The 18,492-nt window shown below is 37.4% G+C and carries 17 protein-coding genes; 10 read left to right on the forward strand and 7 right to left on the reverse strand.

Features of this window, described 5'->3' with window-relative positions; translation table 11 throughout:
• The first annotated feature begins 58 nt into the window (after positions 1-58).
• Complete coding sequence (locus tag CA265_16455) at positions 59-943, forward strand: AraC family transcriptional regulator (GenBank protein ID ARS41159.1); 885 nt, start codon at positions 59-61, stop codon at positions 941-943.
• A 48-nt stretch (positions 944-991) separates the two neighbouring features.
• On the opposite strand, the gene CA265_16460 is transcribed toward CA265_16455, so the two are convergent.
• Positions 992-1,792, reverse strand: coding sequence for a hypothetical protein (locus CA265_16460; protein ARS41160.1), 801 nt, complete (start codon positions 1,790-1,792; stop codon positions 992-994).
• A 180-nt stretch (positions 1,793-1,972) separates the two neighbouring features.
• Positions 1,973-3,787 carry a DNA mismatch repair protein MutS gene (locus CA265_16465; protein ID ARS41161.1) on the reverse strand — a complete coding sequence of 605 codons (1,815 nt, stop codon included), beginning with the start codon at positions 3,785-3,787 and terminating at the stop codon, positions 1,973-1,975.
• Positions 3,788-3,900: 113 nt separating this feature from the next.
• Here CA265_16465 and CA265_16470 point away from each other — a divergent pair, with 113 nt between their 5' ends.
• Positions 3,901-4,374: a 23S rRNA (pseudouridine(1915)-N(3))-methyltransferase RlmH gene (locus tag CA265_16470; protein ARS41162.1), complete on the forward strand. Its 474-nt coding sequence runs from the start codon at positions 3,901-3,903 to the stop codon at positions 4,372-4,374.
• A 53-nt stretch (positions 4,375-4,427) separates the two neighbouring features.
• Positions 4,428-5,777: a hypothetical protein gene (locus tag CA265_16475; protein ID ARS41163.1), complete on the forward strand. Its 1,350-nt coding sequence runs from the start codon at positions 4,428-4,430 to the stop codon at positions 5,775-5,777.
• Positions 5,778-6,016: 239 nt separating this feature from the next.
• Here the strand turns inward: CA265_16475 and CA265_16480 are convergent, their stop codons facing one another.
• Both CA265_16480 and CA265_16485 read right to left on the reverse strand, forming a co-directional pair.
• The gene (locus tag CA265_16480) at positions 6,017-6,559 is read right to left on the reverse strand and encodes a hypothetical protein (GenBank protein ARS41164.1); all 543 of its coding nucleotides are present in this window, start codon (positions 6,557-6,559) and stop codon (positions 6,017-6,019) included.
• A 148-nt stretch (positions 6,560-6,707) separates the two neighbouring features.
• Positions 6,708-7,169, reverse strand: coding sequence for a peptidyl-prolyl cis-trans isomerase (locus CA265_16485; GenBank protein ID ARS41165.1), 462 nt, complete (start codon positions 7,167-7,169; stop codon positions 6,708-6,710).
• A 411-nt stretch (positions 7,170-7,580) separates the two neighbouring features.
• On the opposite strand from CA265_16485, the gene CA265_16490 reads away from it, so the two are divergent.
• The gene (locus CA265_16490; GenBank protein ARS41166.1) at positions 7,581-8,762 is read left to right on the forward strand and encodes an asparagine synthetase B; all 1,182 of its coding nucleotides are present in this window, start codon (positions 7,581-7,583) and stop codon (positions 8,760-8,762) included.
• Between the two features lie 284 nt (positions 8,763-9,046).
• Positions 9,047-9,778 (forward strand): hypothetical protein, encoded by a 732-nt coding sequence (locus tag CA265_16495; protein ARS41167.1) that lies wholly within the window; start codon positions 9,047-9,049, stop codon positions 9,776-9,778.
• 64 nt (positions 9,779-9,842) lie between these two features.
• Here the strand turns inward: CA265_16495 and CA265_16500 are convergent, their stop codons facing one another.
• The 3 genes from CA265_16500 to CA265_16510 are packed head-to-tail and all read right to left on the reverse strand — an operon-like array spanning position 9,843 to position 13,699.
• A complete protein-coding gene (locus CA265_16500) occupies positions 9,843-11,813 on the reverse strand; it encodes a hypothetical protein (protein ID ARS43026.1) in 1,971 nt (656 codons plus the stop codon).
• A 37-nt stretch (positions 11,814-11,850) separates the two neighbouring features.
• Positions 11,851-12,666 carry a purine-nucleoside phosphorylase gene (locus CA265_16505; GenBank protein ARS41168.1) on the reverse strand — a complete coding sequence of 272 codons (816 nt, stop codon included), beginning with the start codon at positions 12,664-12,666 and terminating at the stop codon, positions 11,851-11,853.
• The gene (locus CA265_16510) at positions 12,638-13,699 is read right to left on the reverse strand and encodes a tetraacyldisaccharide 4'-kinase (protein ID ARS41169.1); all 1,062 of its coding nucleotides are present in this window, start codon (positions 13,697-13,699) and stop codon (positions 12,638-12,640) included. Before CA265_16510 ends, CA265_16505 begins: the two co-directional genes overlap by 29 nt.
• A gap of 36 nt (positions 13,700-13,735) precedes the next feature.
• On the opposite strand from CA265_16510, the gene CA265_16515 reads away from it, so the two are divergent.
• From CA265_16515 to CA265_16535, 5 genes are all read left to right on the forward strand, one after another.
• Positions 13,736-13,927 (forward strand): hypothetical protein, encoded by a 192-nt coding sequence (locus tag CA265_16515; protein ARS41170.1) that lies wholly within the window; start codon positions 13,736-13,738, stop codon positions 13,925-13,927.
• Complete coding sequence (locus CA265_16520) at positions 13,927-15,066, forward strand: sterol desaturase (protein ARS41171.1); 1,140 nt, start codon at positions 13,927-13,929, stop codon at positions 15,064-15,066. Before CA265_16515 ends, CA265_16520 begins: the two co-directional genes overlap by 1 nt.
• A gap of 490 nt (positions 15,067-15,556) precedes the next feature.
• A complete protein-coding gene (locus CA265_16525) occupies positions 15,557-16,687 on the forward strand; it encodes an FAD-dependent oxidoreductase (GenBank protein ID ARS41172.1) in 1,131 nt (376 codons plus the stop codon).
• Positions 16,688-17,401 carry a methyltransferase gene (locus CA265_16530; protein ID ARS41173.1) on the forward strand — a complete coding sequence of 238 codons (714 nt, stop codon included), beginning with the start codon at positions 16,688-16,690 and terminating at the stop codon, positions 17,399-17,401. It begins immediately after the preceding gene.
• Positions 17,398-18,450: a type III polyketide synthase gene (locus tag CA265_16535; GenBank protein ID ARS41174.1), complete on the forward strand. Its 1,053-nt coding sequence runs from the start codon at positions 17,398-17,400 to the stop codon at positions 18,448-18,450. Before CA265_16530 ends, CA265_16535 begins: the two co-directional genes overlap by 4 nt.
• The last annotated feature ends 42 nt before the right edge of the window (positions 18,451-18,492 follow it).

The raw sequence follows: 18,492 nt of genomic DNA on the forward strand, positions 1-18,492 counted from the left end.
GCGAAAAAGATGGACTATATTACTTTTAAAATATGTAATTTAGTGAAAAACACAAGTGATGACCGAAAAGTCCAATGCAAAAAAAGATGGGTTCGAATATGAAAGAACCATTATCATTCCACGAAATGTAATTAGCAAGCAATGCATTGGAAATGAAATCATAAGCAATTTATACCTCACCAATATTGGCCTTTACCCTAAAGCCCTAAACCATTATCGAAAAAGGGCAAACGGATCAGAACAGCATATTTTAATTTACTGTTCCGACGGAAAAGGTAGTGTAACATTAGAAAATACTACTTATCATATTGAGGCTGGCAACTACATTATTATCCCAAAAAAAACAGCTCATGTTTATCAGGCTGATTTAATTTTACCATGGACAATTTACTGGTTCCATTTTTCGGGTACCGGTGCTGATGCTTTGGTAGCACAATTACAAAATTATAAGGGATATGCCGGATTTAGTGAAGAACGAAACACCATTTTTAATACGATATATAGCCGCCTTGAGCGGGGTTTTAGCCGAGAGAATATTGTTTATGCCAATTTGTGCTTCCACCAGTACATTGCCGAGGTGGTTTATACCGACAAACATCTTGTGAATGATAAAATTATGGAACCCGATAAGGTTGAAGAGCTTATAGATTTTATGCGAAATAACATCGAAAAAATACTTACATTAAAAGAAATGGCGCTGGCTGTTTACCTATCGCCATCATATTTATCGGCTATATTTAAAAAGAAAACAGGTACTTCTCCTATCGATTACTTTAACCAGCTTAAAATTCAGAAAACCACACAGTATCTACTCTTTACCAACCTCCGAATTAACGAAATTGCACTAAAAATAGGCATCAGCGATCCTTATTATTTTAGCCGCCTGTTTTCGAGCATCATGGGTATTTCGCCAAAACAGTATAGGGATAACAGGTTTAACTGAGACATTTTTGGATAATAATCAGATGTTCATCTTATAAGATTTAATACTTCAAACCATTCTTGATGAAATATGATGATCAATATCAAAATTTGCCCAAACAATTTCCCGATCCACCATAGTGAAACGTTGATAGTGATTATATATTGATGCCACCTTAAAATCCGGCTCCATAACCAGCCACCAAGTTTTATTATCTGGCTTTAAATCTACACTGATTAAATAGTACATCTCTTTTATCTCATCCAATGATTTTTCAAAGTTGGTATTCTTAAATCTTTTGAAGATTAAATATTGCAAACTGGCAATTATAGCGTCATAATCAGAAGCTAGTTTTTTAACGAGCTCTACTTTATCGTCTATTTGCTGATCCTGGCTTTCTGTACCGATTGATAGTTCAATATTATGATCAGGATGAAGATTTGGCACTACCCCAAACCATTTTTTATCTTTTCTGTTGTAGATTAATCGACCAAAAGGTTCAACAATAATGCTTTTTGAATCATTATATACACTCTCCTCTTCTTTCCGAAGCGGGAAAACCCTCATACAAATAAACATAATCAAAAAAGATGGCCCGTAGGTAACCAAAAACTCATCAACACCAAGAGGCATTAACTTTCCAAATGCCCATAAATAAAGCATAAACAATGCTATTGAGGTCATAAGCGCATTGCCTGCAATCCTCTTTTTATTATAAACTGATTGGGCATTGCCATTAATTTTACGCATATTAAATAAAAGTGCGCAAAAAGTTAAAGCAATAAATATAGCGGCGTCTTTTAGATCCAAATAAACATTAACGCTATAATTTGAAGTAATAATTGGCAACATCTTGAGGTATGCCATCATGATTGCAAAGGTGACCGGAAGACAAAGTAACAGTGTAGTTAATGTTACTTTTAAGGAGTAAATAATGGCCTGTTTCATTGAGATATCGAAATTTAGATAGTTATGGCATTTTTTCAAAAAAATTGAAATCAAAAATTTAATCAATTAAGTAGCAGAGCAAAATATCCAATAATGTTAATATTAATCCAACGTTAAACCAATTTCCTTTAATAAAATTGCCGCATTAAAGGTTTTACAAGGCCCTTGCTTCAATAGATAATCAAACTTCATTTCGCCTTCGGTAATCTGGATATCGAAGTGAAAATTACGGACGGTTTCTGGGTAATCCACAATCAGATCGGCTAATTGTAAATCGTGGGTAGCAAAAAGTGCAGGTGTTTTTTCGGCAATCAACTTCTGTACAAAAACCTTCGAGCCTAAATATTTATCACGACTGTTTGTACCGCGCAGCATTTCGTCAATCAATACAAAAGTATCTTTGTCTTTCACCACATGATCCAAGATCATTTTCAGGCGGTTTAGCTCTGCTTTAAAAGTAGAGGTACTTTCGTTCAGCGAATCTTTAATCCGCATATAGGTATTGATCGAAAAAACAGATAATTGCATTTCTTTGGCACAAACCGGCGCACCAGCATAAGCCAATACCATATTAATGCCTAAAGTCCGTAGAAAAGTACTTTTACCCGCCATGTTAGAACCTGTTACAATATCTACTGTTGGTTTTGCTTCCAAATGAAAATCGTTATTCACCCTTATTTGCGCTGGAATAAGCGGATGCCCAATATGTGTGGTGGCTAATGCAAACTGATCGCTAAGTACTGGGAAAACCCAATCAGGCTGATTATAGGCCGTTGTAGCCAGCGAAATCAGCTCTTCAAAATCGCCTAAGTGGTCAAGGGCCGAAACCACATCCCTTGATGAAGATGTATACCAAATATCTAAACTGATGCAGCATTTTAAATCCCAGAGCAAAAGCGCATTTAATACACCACCGACCAGGAGATTCAGCCTGGCATCAAAATTCTGGATAATTTTAGACAATGCTTTAATTTCTTTGCTAACCGGGATTTTTGAGTCCAGTAAACTTAAGGTATAAACGCTTTTCCAGCTTTGATTCTCTGTCCATAAAATAGCACTGGCATAACCATTTAACAAACCCGAACTTCCACCGAAACAATAAAAAACTTTATTAATCTTCGCACCTAACCATACGTTCCATCCCGTGTGTATGACAAATAGAAGTGCCAGCACTTTCCAAAAAACACCGCTGACAAAAACAGCGGCCAATATCAATGTAATAGAAATATAAGGCACGAGTTTAACATAAAACCTCATCAACCTGCTCTTTACAAATTCCAATTGTGCACCCAACTGGTGTTTAAGCTGCATTTTAATCTGCTCTATTTTATTGGGATCGTAGCCATGCAGGTTAGCCCTGAAACTATAGGTCTCTGCTATCTTTTCCCTTATTTCATTTACAGCTCCCTGGCGGAGTAATATCCGGTCTCTGGTCGATTTTTCTGCGAAATTTTTAGCCAGTAAGTTATTCCCGTTTTTGGTACTACAACGGTTAATCAGGGCAAACAATGATGCGTTACCAAAAATATCAAGATCAGCAGTATAAGGATGCAGTTCAGATTCGAAAACCTGACCATGGTCGTATCCGTTAGCCGCACCATTTAAAACATTCCATTCATTCTGATAAACCCATAAGAGTTGCTTTTTATAATCGATTTCGCGGTCGAGCTGACTTTGTCTGCGGACAATAAAAACGAAGGCAATTACAGGCAGCAGCAAACAAATCTGAATTAATGTCCGCAGGCTGTCGTCTGCCGAGCGCAGCAGCAAAACGAAAAATAAAATTTCAGCGAGGAATACACCTATGCGCATTAAAGAAAGCTGATCGATCCGTTTCCTGGTTTGATCTATATCTGCTGTAACCTGTTTAATTTTCTGATCGTAATCGGCTATTATTTCTGCTTGTTGTTTTAACATGGTATCGCTTCGGTGTATCTATTTTCGAAGGTATAAGATCGATAGATTGTATTTTTTGTTACAATTTTCTCTAAGTTTGAATCTCGAAATTCTAAAGATAGGCAAAATATTAAATGAAGATTACATTGATCGCCATTGGCAAAACAGAAGATAAATACCTGATTGAAGGAATTGATAAATACATCAACCGCTTAAAACATTATATTAACTTTAGTTTTGTGGCTTTGCCAGATGTAAAAAATGTTAAAAACCTAAGTGAAGCGCAGCAAAAGGCCAAGGAGGCCGAACTGTTGCACAAACAAATTAATAATGGCGATGTTGTTATTTTGCTGGATGAAAAAGGGAAAAAATATTCATCAGTAGAATTTTCGAACTACTTAAATAAACAGATGATTGGTAGTGTGCAGCATTTAATTTTTATTATTGGCGGCCCGTATGGATTTGATGAAAGCATTTACAAAAGAGCAAACGGTTTAATTTCCTTATCCGACATGACCTTTTCGCACCAAATGATCAGGTTGTTTTTTGTAGAGCAGCTATACCGTGGATTTAGCATTTTAAAAGGCGAACCATATCACCACGCTTAACATTATATTTTGGCATTAAAAACTCTATACCATTAAATCCCATCTTATTATTCATGAAAAGAATTTTATTAATACTCTCGATCTTATTCATTACAAATTTTAAAACCTTCCCTCAAAAGGCAAAGGATTATTATGAAAAAGGGCTAAACGCCTTCCAAAAGAAATTAGATAACCAGGCTGTGCTTTACCTTGATTCATCTATAAATCTTAAAAATGATGAATATGTCACCTATCAACTTAGAGGCTTTATCAAATCTTATCAGGGTAAATTTGTTGATGCTATTTCAGATTTTGATAAAGCCATAAGGCTCAATCCGAATGATGCCGATAACTTTGGTTATAGAGCTTCTGCAAAAGGTTCAAATACAGATATTAAAGGTGCTGTGCAAGATTTAACCCAAGCCATTAAAATTGCGCCAAGAAAAGGTGAATATTATAGAGATAGAGCGAAGTTTTATGCAAAATTACAAGATACCGTTTCGGCACAGCTGGACCTCAATAAAGCAATAACAATCGATCCTGAAGATGCTTATAATTTTACTGAAAGAGCTGTTATTAAAGATTCTGCTCATGATCTGCCTGGCGCCTTACAAGATTTAAACCAGGCAATTCTCATCGACCCTAATCAATCTACGTTCTATAGGCAGAGGGCAGAATTGCACCTCAAACTTCGCGATACAATATCGGCATTATCAGATTTTGATCATGATATCAGACTTGTAAAAAAAGATAATCCTATGTTTTATTGGGATCATTACGATAGAGCTAAAACAAGATTTTTAACTGGCAACTACACAGGTTGCGTTGAAGATTGCAAGGTAATCATTACAGATTTTAACATCCAACCTGATACATCTTTGATAAAACTCGCATATGAATATAGCGCACAGGCCAATCTTAAGAACGGCAATTATTTGGCGACTATTTCAGATTGTAATGATCTTTTGAAACTTTACCCAAAAGATTATACGGTGTACCTGGCAAAAGGAGAAGCACATTTTAGGCTTAACGAATTTAACGATTGTCTGAAAGCAGTAAACGAAGCTATTGCAATCCATCCTACAGCTGAGGCTTATTTTTATAGATCGCTAGCGAATGCCAAACTGAACCACCTAAAGGAAGTTGAAAATGATTTAACGAAAGCTATTAATTTAAATTCCAATTATTTTTTAGCGTACAGGAATCGGGCACTGGTTAGAGGGGTACTCGCAAATTATAAAGGAACCATTGCTGATGCAAATATTGTTCTCAAAAACGATCCAACAGACGTTAAGGTACTCACTACAAAAGGAATGGCACTATATTTTCTTAATAATAAAAAAGAAGGTTGCCCAATCGTAAAAAGAGCGGCGAGTCTGGGTGATCAGAATGCAAAACAATTTGCAAAAGAAAAATGTAAATAAAAAACCTTATGGAATAATTATGCTATAATCATCATTAAATAAAAGAAATTATGCTATTAGATAAATATAAAAGGGAATACAGATATAAAAGCAATCAGAATGGCAACAATAAATACCTATGGATCAGCATTATTGCCTCTTTGGTTATTGTAGCTTTGCTTTACTATTTCTTCGATTAAACCCACAAAAAAACACCAGACAAATTGCCTGGTGTTCCCTATCATTTCGGTAAATAAAGCTTAAACGCCTTTTTTACTGGTCATACTTGCTTTTTTAGCTGGAGCTGAAGTTTTAGTAGTTGCTTTAGCACTAGCTGATGCTTTAGATCCTGTGGCTTTTTGCTTTTTATCTGAAGCTGCTTTTTCTTCTGACAACTTAACCTCTGCTGATGTACCCGGAGTTTCAGGAGTTTCTTCCGTAAACAAAGGCAGATCTTTTAATAAGTTATACCAGGTGATAATTTTCTTCATATCAGAAGCATACACTTTCTCCTGATCGTGACCTGGAGCTACTTCAAGGAAATAAGCACGTAAGTCGCCTTTCAAATCTGGAGTAGATCCTTTTGCAGAAATTTTAGCAAAAATATCGGCCAATTTAATTTCTTCATCTTCACCATACACGGTAATATCTTCTAAAGAAGCTAATTTTGTGTTGGTGATGTTCGCTACAATTTTAGTTTTTTGAGCATCTAAGCCTTCTAAAATGTAACCTACTTTATTTTGTCCAACCAGTTTAAACAAACCTGGTCTGCCAGATACGGCAACAATTCCTCTTAAATTCATATTATGTGTGTTTAGCGGTTAGTGTTTGGTGTTTAGCGTTATAACACGCTCGCCCCCAAACGCATCGCGTTTTTTAATGTTTTAAAAACCTCAATATTCAGCAATTGGTATCAGCGCTCTAAACGCTTATCGCCAAACGCATGGCGCACTAATCTTCTAAAACTTCAATGTTTAAAATTTTATCACCCTGACGGATATCGTCTACAAGGTCTACATTCTCCACAACTTTACCAAAACAAGTATGGTTACGGTCTAAATGAGCAGTATTGGTTCTGCTGTGACAGATAAAAAACTGTGAACCACCAGTATTGCGGCCAGCATGAGCCATAGATAAAACACCACGGTCGTGATACTGATTTTCGCCATCTAATTCGCAATCAATTTTATAACCTGGGCCACCAGTACCTGCCAAATGCGCTTTAGCCGGATCTTTTGAATTCGGACATCCGCCCTGAACCATAAAGTTAGGAATTACACGGTGAAAAGTTACACCATCATAAAAGCCTTCTTTAGCTAATTTTTTAAAGTTTGCAACGGCTTTCGGCGCATCATTTTCGTAGAACTCTACGGTCATATCGCCTTTTTCTGTTTTTATTATTGCTTTACTCATATCAATATCGGTACTAATTTTAAATTTTGTTCAGCTAAAAAAAATTCATATTTTTTTAGTAAAGGGCAAAAATAACAAAATTGTATAAATAGAACATCTTTAAATTATAAATCTACCTAATATTAAGAGTAATTATAGGTAAATGAACAGTAATTCGTACTTGGCGGCCTGTAGCCCCGCCATTCGCTGTAGCCCTCGTAAAAAACTCGGGGCTGCCGCTGCTGTCGGGTTTAGGTACAATTTGGTGCAAGCCGTAAAATCGAAAAAAATTAAGCACTTTATATTTTAGTTAACACGCTAAATAAGTTATTTTAGTGTTTTAAGCATACCGATTTGATAAAGAAATATTATATCCTGCTCATTTGCCTGCTTTGCTCTTTGGGCTTAAGGGCCTCATCATTGTTAATTTACATGGATGAAGACCAAAAAAACCACCTCAAAGCATACGGAATTGCCTATTGGACAATCAGCAAACAGCTGGAGGTAGATTGGCTTTTAAATTACCGCGGCGGCAGCTTTTTAATTAAGTACAATAAAACCGTAGAAGATGAACTTAAAATCCGCGGCGTATCATACGAAGTAATGGCCGATGGAAAAGTAACCAATCTTTTAAACGAAATCAGCGATCCATCGGTAAACATGGAGATGGTTAAACTGGAGAAAACACCAAAAATTGCGGTATACTCACCAAAAAGCAAATTGCCCTGGGATGATGCCGTTACACTCGTTTTAACCTATGCTGAAATTCCGTATGATGTAATTTATGATGATGATATTTTACAGGATAAATTAAGCAAATACGATTGGTTACACCTGCACCATGAAGATTTTACCGGGCAATACGGACGTTTCTGGGCCAACTTCAGGTATGCAACCTGGTACCAGGAAGATGTTAAAAACCAGGAAACCTTAGCAAAACGCATGGGTTATAAAAAGGTTTCGGAGATGAAATTAGCCGTTGCCAAACACATTAAAGAATACTGTGCGGGTGGAGGTTTCTTATTTGCCATGTGCTCTGGTACGGATAGTTTCGACATTGCGCTTGCCGCCGATGGCGTAGATATTTGTGCGCAAATGTTTGATGGCGATGGCGCAGATCCAAATGCACAAAGTAAACTGGATTTCAATAAAACACTCGCCTTCCAGAATTTCAAGTTAGATAACAACCCGATGAATTATGAATTTTCGGATATCGATGCGACTCAAACCCGTACACTGAACCAAACCAACGATTATTTTACTTTATTCGATTTTTCGGCCAAATGGGATCTTGTTCCAACCATGCTTACCCAGGATCATGATAAGGTGATTAAAGGTTTTATGGGGCAAACCACAGCCTTCAGAAAGAGTTTAGTGAAAACAAGTGTAACTGTTTTGGGCGAAAATAAAGGCGCTGCAGAAGTAAGGTATTTACATGGAGAAATTGGCAAAGGTCAGTTTACATTTTATGGCGGGCACGATCCGGAAGATTATCAGCACGCCGTAGGCGATCCGCCAACAGATTTAAATCTGCATCCAAATTCGCCAGGCTATCGCTTAATCTTAAATAATGTGCTTTTTCCAGCGGCAAAAAAGAAACCTCAAAAAACATAATTTGCCAGAATTTAGCTTTTGGCATTACCGATTTCAGGTTAAAAAAAATGTTAATTTTTCACTATATTCCTGTTATGTATACAGTAAATTGTGCTTGATATGATTTCTGATTCCTATCATCGCTTCACTTAAATGCTGCAAAAAGCATACTGAAAACCAATACATTAGCTACTCAATTGTAACACACTTGATACTTTGGCACAGCTTTTGGAATTGAGACTTGTAATTAACAACAGGTTAAAGCCTGAAATTTTTAAACAAGATTCTTCTAAAAGAAAAATATTATGAAAAAGTTACTATTAAGTGCATCAGTTATTTTATTAGCCACGGGTGCTTTCGCTCAATCTACTACAGGTACTACTTCAAGGTTCGGTATCAAAGCTGGAGTTAACTTAGCTAAAATCCATTCGAGTGGCGACAATGAAGCATTGTACAACGATAATGCGAAAAATAATTTAGGTTACAATGTTACTGCATTTGGAGACTTCGGAATAGCCAACAACTTTTTTATCCAACCAGGAATTTCATTACAGAACAAAGGTGTTAAATTTGAAGGCACCAATTCAGCAACAGTTGGCGCAGTAACAACTACTACAACAACTTCGTTGAAAACAAATGTAATGGCTATAGAGGTACCAATTAATGCGGTATTTAATATCCCTACTGGTGAAAGTGGTGCAGTACAGATTAGTGCTGGTCCGTATGTTGGATTTAACATTTCTGGTAAAAACAAAGGAAATACTACAACTACAACAGTAAATAACAACACCAACTCAAGCGTTACTTCTACCAACAGCAATGATAAAGATTTAAGTTTTGGTAGTGCAACCGATAAGGATGCAAGTGGTACAGATTTCGGTGCAAACTTTGGTTTAGCTTACCGTACATCTTCAGGTTTCTTAGTAGGTGCTAATTATGGTTTAGGTTTAAGTGATTTAACTCCAAAAGATTCGAGAGCTAATTCAAATAAATATACTAACCGTGTATTAGGATTTACAGTAGGTTATTCATTCTAAGAAAAGCCTTAAAAACAAAAGCCTCTCGGTTTAAAAATCGGGAGGCTTTTTTATGCTTGATTATTTAGTCGTAAAAGTTCCAGCTAACCCCAAATTTTAATAGTGCATCTTGCATGGGGTATCTGTTCACAGTGTAATAACCTGGCTGGAATAAGCCTTGATTTACAAAATCGTATTTAACAAAAATATTAGCCCTTTTTAAGTTTGCTTTAAAAAAGACATCAATTACTGGTTTTGAAGCTAAATTGGTTGGATTGCTTTCATCGATATAAAACTGCGCCGTTGCAGGTGAATATAAATAGTTTGCATATTCAGCGTTATACCGCACATCAAATCCCACATTAGCTTTTAATACTTTGAAAAAAGTATTATCAAAATAAATGCTGTTATAAGTATAAAGTTCTGGCGTTCTTAATACTGAATTTTTATCTGTTTTTTGATAAGCAACATAATTTTCCATAACAAACTTACCAAATCTCGATTTCTTTGATACATCCAGCCTGATTAAGCTAATATCAGCAGTAGCTTGTTTTGGCAAAATGGCATTTGTTCCATTGCTATGGTCGGCAGCAAAATAAACGTAATTACTGGTTAAGAAATATTTGGCCCCTGCAGTAAAACCATACTTATCATTGATATAGTTAAATGATAAATTGGCAATTTTAGTGTTTTTAAAATCACTGTTTGTCCACTGGTAATGATTACCATGATAGTAATTAAAAATAGCCGCTGGTGTTTGGTTTTGTGCATAGGCACCCAATTCGATTCTACCTATGTTTTTACCTAAAAGAATTTTACTTTTTGCCTCGTATAAATAATCACCTGCGTTCTCACCTTGCAAAATTTGCTGTACATCTAAATTAAAATCGATATTGTTAGAGAACCGGTAACCTGCTGCCCCTAAAATGGTAATGTTTTGATAAGCAAATCTGCTGCGCTCGTAATTGGTTGCATCTTGTTTTATGCCCAGATATTCATGCTTGTAATAATCGTGCCTAACCCCAGCATCAACCTTTAGTTCGTTTTTAATAACCGAACTGTTTTTAGGCCTTAAGAAGAAACTATAAATAAACTCATTTTTAATATGTTTTACATGGGTTGAGTCATTCGTAAATAGGGTACTCGCAATTCCAGGAGGCAGTACGTTATTAACATCCGCTCCATTTTTGTAAAAATCGAAACTGTCGTTATTGTACTCAAACGTGTACGAAACCTTGTTCGTTGGTAAAACAGCATTGTTCACATTTGCAGAGGTATCTATCCGGCCTACATAATAGGTTTGCTTTAAGAAAACCGTATTTTTCCGGTACATATTTCTTGAGTCTGATAAATTTACGGGCTCCGCTTCTCTCGCAATTTTAGAATAATCTTTATCAAATAAACCTGTAGCTACCGTTGAACCATTCTCGTAGGCACGCATGGTATTAAAGATTGCCGATGCCCACATATTATAACGTTTGCTTGGCGACTGGTACCATGAAAATACGGCAACATTCAAATTATCGCCACGCTGCCGGGCGTAAAAGCCTTTAGAATCGCCACGGTTAAAATTAACACCTACGTTCCAGTTTTTTTTAATATTTTGTGTATGTATGGCCCTGAAAAGTTGTTCTTTTTGTCCGGCACTAACAAAATATAAGCTGGTAAAGGGAGTTCTGGCCTGGTAGTAAATAATATCTTCAGGCGTTAAAGCATAATAGTCAAGCGAATGAAATCCGGCATCAAAGCCAATCCTTTTACTAGGCTCATACAATAATGGCCTCGCGGCCAAACCCATGTTACCATTGCTTATGGTGGGGTGCAGGGGTTGTAAAAGCGGACTATAATTCTGAATATTGGTGGTGGAGGTATCTAAAGGCAGCAGTACAATACTATCTTTAGTCAACGATAACTTGGTAAACCTGATATATTTTGCGGTAAAAACAACAGAATCCTTTCCCGAATCTAATTTCTTTCGAACAGAATCAAGTTCCTTATTGGTACCAACACTTGTTTTTAAATCTTGCGCAAAGACTTTGTTAATGCCCAACAGCAGGAAGAGAAAAAAACAGATTTTAACGACTTTATACATCTTATAGTTCAGAAATTAAGCGGGTTAAAATCTCAGTCATTTTAGGCTCAGCTTTGGCTGCTGCTGCTAAAATTTCATCTAAATTAAAAGGCTGCAGATCTTCAGGAAAACCTTCATCCGTTAATACGGAGATAGCGAAAACAGGCAAACCAGCGTGGTTGGCCACAATCACCTCAGGTACAGTACTCATGCCAACGGCATCGGCGCCAATTAAACGCAGGTATTTATACTCGGCTTTGGTTTCTAAATTCGGACCAGAAACCGCAACATATACCCCTTTATGACAGTTAATATCAACATTTTTAGCTATTTCAAGTGCTTTGGCAATGATATCCCGCTTATAAGGCTGACTCATATCCGGAAAACGCGGACCTAATTCGCTTTCGATTAAACCCCTCAATGGGTTATCTGGCTGCAGATTAATATGATCAGCGATAATCATTAAATCACCTTTTTTAAACTCAGGATTTAGCGAGCCCGCAGCGTTAGATACAATTAAGTTTTCGATACCCAAACCTTTCATTACCCTAACCGGGAATGTGATCTGTTGCATGCTGTAACCTTCGTAATAATGTAAGCGCCCTTGCATGGCAATAATTTTCTTCCCGTTTAATGTTCCAAAAATTAGTTTCCCGCTATGAAATTCTAAAGTAGAAATTGGAAAATTCGGAATATTAGAATACATCAATTGATGCTCAACTTCGATTTCTTTTACCAAGCCACCCAAGCCAGTACCTAAAATAATACCTATTTCTGGCTTAAAGTTCTCTGTTTTACGTTTTATATATTCAACGGTTTCTTCTATTGCTCTTAACATAGTTTAAAATGAGTTCGTCAAAGGTAATCTTATCTTCTTCAAATAATTCAACCTCAATGGGTAAATAATATACAGGTAAATCTACCAGTAAATCTTCAAATCCGGTAGCTCTTAAACGCTTGCTATCCTTTTCTGTTGTGATAATGATTTTATCTTTTTTAGTACTGGCCATAAAAACCGATTTAAGCTTCTTAATATCATCATTTTTAAAAGCATAATGATCAGGAAATTCTTCGTGTTTTATGGTTTCAGCATATTTTTCAAGCTCTTCTATTAACGGGGCTGGATTTGCAATTCCGCTGAGCAGGAAAATTTCGAAATCTTTAATCGATTCGAGTGTGCGGCTTTCATTATGGTATAAATGGATAAGATCGCCGTACTTTAAATAGGAATGTAATACAGGTTGATTTGCATTTGGCTGCAGCTCGTTTACCGAGGCCTGCTGCGCTACATGTAACAATGGAACCGGCGATTTTGTGACCAGCAATACATCGGCCCTTTTGCGTGAGGAGAAAACATCCCTTAAATTTCCGGCAGGTAACAAAAACTGTAAAGTACCCAGCTTTCTAAACTCGAAAAGCAAAATATTAAAACCCGCCCTTACCGCGCGGTGTTGAAAGGCATCGTCAAGGATAATCAGATCATGGTTGTCTTTCAATTGCTTAATCCCATTCACACGGTCTTCGCAAACAGCAACGGTAACAGCTGCAAATTTTTGATGATACTGTAAAGGCTCATCCCCAATTGTTTCAGCAGTTGCAGTGCTATCGGCAACAATAAAACCTTTCGTTTTCCGTCCGTAGCCCCTGCTTAATATGGCTATTTTATAATCGGCCAGCAACCTCACCAAATATTCTGTGGTTGGTGTTTTACCCGATCCGCCAACGGATAAATTGCCTACACAAATTACCGGTAAACCGAACTTTACAGATCGCATCAATCCCCAATCATAAAGTTTTTTACGGAGGACAATAGCCATTCCATAAATGAGTGAAAAAGGAAGCAGCAAAAGGCGTAGATAGTTAAGTAGCATATCGTGGTTTCAAAAATACTGATTATTTAAAAAAGAATGGCATGGCTTAGGTCAATGCCCGATAAAGCAACCGTTGAGCGAATGAAATGGTTTGCAGGAAGAGGATTTAGTCCGAAGTCGGTAGTCTGGAGTCCAAAGTCAATTAACCTGTTTGAAGTTTCGAATCACTTATTCGACTATATTTTATCTTTTTTTATTATCATTGTTATCTACCAAAACATATTTTAATGTCTCCGAACAAAAGATTAGTAGTGGGCCAGGGCCAGATTAGTGGGTATATTTCTATTTTTTTAGCTGTGCTGGCGCTTTTAGGTATCCTGTGTTTTCATTATCCTGAAAAGCTTACCACACCCGAATTCCGCGAAATTTACACGAAAAACAGCATGGAAGCACTAATGCTTGGCGGTGTTATTGCAGCATTCTTTTTTTCTTTATTGAGTTTAATCCTCAGTAAAAAACTCAAATGGGCCTGGCCAGGCTTTGTACTTGGTGCTTTGGCCGTAATATTGGGCGCTTTGAGTGTTGAAGGGAGAGATGTAGCCAAATCGAGCTGGCATTTTGGCTTAGACTGGATGATTTTAGATCTGCTTTTAATGGTCGCTATTTTTGTTCCTTTAGAATTATTCTTCCCCAAAAACAATGAGCAGACTAAATTCCACGAAGAGTGGCGCACCGATTTAACTTATTTTGTAATCAGCCATCTGTTTATTCAGTTTTTCGGTATTGTAACCCAAAAACCTGCCGTATTATTTTTTGGCTGGATCGGTTTAGATAAATTGCACACCTGGGTACAGGGACTCCCTTTTATAGTAGCTTTGTTTCTGGCTTTTTTTAGTACCGATTTGTTTCAATATTGGGCACATCGTTTTTTTCATACCCGGGTAGCCCTTTGGCGTTTCCATTCCATACACCACTCTACACAAAATATGGATTGGCTGGCAGGAAGCCGCACACATTTTATCGATATCTTTTTCACCCGCGCAATGACTTTCATTCCGCTTTATGTTTTAGGCTTTTCATCAACCGTGTTCAATGTGTACATTATATTTATTGCCATCCATGCAGTACTCATCCATGCCAACACCAGGATTAATTTTGGCCCTTTAAAATACATTTTTACGACACCACAATATCACCACTGGCATCATTGCGAAGATCCTAAATACTATGGACATAATTTCGCTTCCATATTTCCTTTTATTGATATGATGTTTGGTACTTATTATTTACCAGGCAAAGAATGGCCCGCCGGAACGGGCGTACATGAAGCTTCGTATCCGAAAGGTTTTGTTAAACAATCCATTTATCCCTTTACCAAAAGTCCTTTTGATACCGATTTGAATATGGAAGAAAGAAGCGACAGATAGATGTCAACGCCCGCTTCTAATAATGAAATGGTACAGCTATTTATGTAACCTTTTGACGGCAGCTAGCCAATTAATATAGCCTGAAGATTGTTTAGCAAAGCAGTGTTGGTAAACATTGTTAATGTTCGTCGGGCTTTACGCTAGATTCCCGATGAAGAATCGGGAGATGCCGCTGCAATCCCGTTTATTCAAAACAGACACTGCTGCTATTAAAGTTTTTTGAAGCTCCCGGAAAAGACAATCAATTGTTACAAACGATAAAATCGTAAAGCATTTCTGCACTCATTTGGAAACGGGCACTAACGAAATTGAGAGGCATTTAAACAGGCCCTTCAACAGGCTCAGGATGACAATTTATAACTATATAGCCTCCATTGTACACCCAACCCGGTGCCCTCTGTGCTCTTTTTTCGATTATCTCTGTGGTTAAAAATTCGGAGATGGAACAAACAAATGGTTAAAACGTTATATTAGTATTCCATCTCATCTTATGCGGTCCGAAACAGAAATTTTAATTATTGGTGGTGGATTGGCAGGTTTAACGGCCGCACTTCACCTGAATAAGTTGGGTTTAAATGTTACGCTGATCGAAAAAGATACCTATCCCCACCATAAAGTTTGCGGCGAATACATTTCGAATGAGGTGCTCCCCTATTTTGAATGGCTCGGCCTGGATATTGAAAATCTTGCGCCCACATCAATCAGCGATCTGCTTTTCACCTCCCTTTCGGGCAAAAGTATACAAACTAAATTGCCGCTGGGTGGTTTTGGTTTAAGCAGGTATACCATGGATCATTACCTGTATACCGAACTGATCAGGAGGAAGGTAAATGTAATTCATGATCGCGTGGTAGAAATAAACTTTGCCCAAAATAAATTTACAATAGTAACGGCAAACCATTCTTTTGTTGCCGCTTATGTTATTGGTGCTTATGGAAAAAGATCGGCTATTGATATTAAGCTAAACCGGAGTTTCATTAATAAACGATCGCCTTATCTGGCAGTTAAAGCACATTATAAGGCTGATTTTCCGAACAACCTGGTTAGTCTGCATAATTTTCAAGGTGGTTATTGTGGGGTTTCAAAGGTTGAAAATGACCGGTTAAACATCTGTTATCTGGCGAACTATGAGCGTTTTAAAAAACACAAAAACCTGCAGGCCTTCCAGGAAAATGTGCTTTATAAAAACAGGTATTTGAAGGCTGTTTTCGAAAATGCCAGCAGTTTATTTGATGTTCCCTTAACCATCAGTCAGATTTCTTTTGAGGGCAAAGAACCTGTATATAACCATATGTTAATGATTGGCGATACTGCCGGATTAATTCATCCACTTTGTGGAAACGGTATGGCCATGGCCATTCACAGTGCCAAAATTGTTTCAGAACTTTTGCATCAAAGAATCGGCGGACAAATCAATTCACGTGTGGCACTGGAGGAAAATTATACTCTACACTGGAACAGGGAATTTAAAAGCCGCTTAAAAACGGGAAGAATATTATCTGCTTTGCTCAGGAACCATAATTTCGAAAGTCTGGCGATGAATGCCTTGACTAAAATGCCCTTTTTACTCCATAAAATAATTAAACAGACTCATGGTAAACCCATCAAGATTTCATCATAAATGCCAGTAGATACCACATATAGAAGCACAGCACCCGAGATTATGGATGATTTCGCCATGGAAGGTGAGGTATTACGCGATGCACTCGACAAAATAGCCAGTATTAATCAGCTCCTTGGGGGTAATAAAGTTACACTCGATGGGGTGAAAACCTTAATCAACGGCAAACCATTAGATCAAGTTATACGTATTACTGATATCGGCTGTGGAAATGGAGATATGTTACGCACCTTGGCCGATTATGCTAATAAACAAGGTTTACATTTTATTTTAAAAGGGATAGATGCCAATAAATTCACCATCAGTCATGCGCAAAGTTTATCTGAAAACTACCCGAATATCACCTATGCCTGTAGCGATATATTTGATGATTTAAGTAAAACAGAACCTTGCGACATTATGCTGTGTACCTTAACCTTACATCATTTTAAAGATGAAGAAATTATTGATCTGCTAGAAAATTTTAAAAGATCGGCAGCCATAGGCATTGTGATCAACGATCTGCAACGGAGTGCAGTAGCCTATTACCTGTTTAAAGCTTTGTGTTATGTTTTCCGTTTAAATGATATGTCGCGGGAGGACGGTTTAATATCCATTCTACGCGGGTTTAAAAGTGCAGATTTGCTCAAATACAGCAAACAATTAAACTTAAAATCGAGTTCAATAAAATGGAAATGGGCTTTCCGCTACCAATGGATAATTAAAACGATATGAGCGTAACCGTAAAAGCAGTAAGTAAAGCCTTGCCCGAATTTTCGCGGTCAACCACCGAGATTCTACCATTTCTGGATATTTGGTTAAAAGACCAGGATGATCGCTTGATCAGGAAGGTAAAAAAGATTTTTGAAAGCGCCGCGGTAGATAAAAGATACTCGATCATGTCGCCTGAAGAAGTTTTTAGTGATTTAAGTTTTGAGGAACGAAACAACATTTATGTAAGGGAAGGAATAAAACTAGGTGCTAAATGTTTGGAAACCGCACTCCAGAAAGCCAATTGGCAGGCACAGGATTTAGACTACATCATTACGGTAAGCTGCACCGGCATTATGATCCCTTCTTTAGATGCTTATCTGATTAATCTCCTCAAACTGCGTCAGGATATTGTTCGCTTACCCGTAACCGAAATGGGTTGTGCTGCCGGGGTATCGGGCATGATTTACGCTAAGAATTTTCTGCAAGCCAATCCGGGCAAACGCGCCGCGGTTGTTGCAGTAGAATCGCCAACGGCAACTTTTCAATTAAACGATTTTTCGATGGCCAACATTGTAAGTGCCGCGATATTTGGCGATGGTGCCGCTTGTGTACTGTTAAGTTCGAATGAAGAAGATAGCGGGCCAGAAATTTTAGCCGAAGAAATGTACCATTTTTACGATGCTGAAGAGATGATGGGATTTAAGCTCACCAATACCGGATTGCAAATGGTACTGGATGTGGCTGTTCCGGAAACCATTGCCAGTCATTTTCCGGATATCATTCACCCTTTTCTGACCAAACACGGCTTTGGAATTAACGATATCGACCATTTGATCTTCCATCCGGGCGGAAAAAAGATTATCCAGATTGTTGAAGAGCTATTTAGTCAGTTAAACAAAAATATAGATGAAACAAAAGAAGTTTTAAGGCTTTACGGAAACATGAGCAGCGCAACAGTTCTCTATGTTTTAGAACGGATGATGGAGAAAAAGCCAATGCCTGGAGAAAAAGGACTGATGTTAAGCTTCGGCCCGGGTTTTTCAGCACAGCGCATACTTTTACAATGGTAACCATTCATTCAATCATGCTATTATTCAAGAACTCCATCCTTC

Source organism: Sphingobacteriaceae bacterium GW460-11-11-14-LB5 (genome assembly GCA_002151545.1).
GTDB lineage: Bacteria > Bacteroidota > Bacteroidia > Sphingobacteriales > Sphingobacteriaceae > Pedobacter.

Coding starts and splice junctions, on each gene's coding strand:
- CA265_16465 (ARS41161.1), bottom strand. CDS start 3,787: ATGTTAAAACAACAAGCAGAAATAATAGCCGATTACGATCAGAAAATT.
- CA265_16525 (ARS41172.1), top strand. CDS start 15,557: ATGCGGTCCGAAACAGAAATTTTAATTATTGGTGGTGGATTGGCAGGT.
- CA265_16455 (ARS41159.1), top strand. CDS start 59: ATGACCGAAAAGTCCAATGCAAAAAAAGATGGGTTCGAATATGAAAGA.
- CA265_16490 (ARS41166.1), top strand. CDS start 7,581: ATGGATGAAGACCAAAAAAACCACCTCAAAGCATACGGAATTGCCTAT.
- CA265_16510 (ARS41169.1), bottom strand. CDS start 13,699: ATGCTACTTAACTATCTACGCCTTTTGCTGCTTCCTTTTTCACTCATT.
- CA265_16535 (ARS41174.1), top strand. CDS start 17,398: ATGAGCGTAACCGTAAAAGCAGTAAGTAAAGCCTTGCCCGAATTTTCG.
- CA265_16475 (ARS41163.1), top strand. CDS start 4,428: ATGAAAAGAATTTTATTAATACTCTCGATCTTATTCATTACAAATTTT.
- CA265_16515 (ARS41170.1), top strand. CDS start 13,736: ATGGCATGGCTTAGGTCAATGCCCGATAAAGCAACCGTTGAGCGAATG.
- CA265_16460 (ARS41160.1), bottom strand. CDS start 1,792: ATGATGGCATACCTCAAGATGTTGCCAATTATTACTTCAAATTATAGC.
- CA265_16480 (ARS41164.1), bottom strand. CDS start 6,559: ATGAATTTAAGAGGAATTGTTGCCGTATCTGGCAGACCAGGTTTGTTT.
- CA265_16530 (ARS41173.1), top strand. CDS start 16,688: ATGCCAGTAGATACCACATATAGAAGCACAGCACCCGAGATTATGGAT.
- CA265_16505 (ARS41168.1), bottom strand. CDS start 12,666: ATGTTAAGAGCAATAGAAGAAACCGTTGAATATATAAAACGTAAAACA.
- CA265_16485 (ARS41165.1), bottom strand. CDS start 7,169: ATGAGTAAAGCAATAATAAAAACAGAAAAAGGCGATATGACCGTAGAG.
- CA265_16470 (ARS41162.1), top strand. CDS start 3,901: ATGAAGATTACATTGATCGCCATTGGCAAAACAGAAGATAAATACCTG.
- CA265_16495 (ARS41167.1), top strand. CDS start 9,047: ATGAAAAAGTTACTATTAAGTGCATCAGTTATTTTATTAGCCACGGGT.
- CA265_16520 (ARS41171.1), top strand. CDS start 13,927: ATGTCTCCGAACAAAAGATTAGTAGTGGGCCAGGGCCAGATTAGTGGG.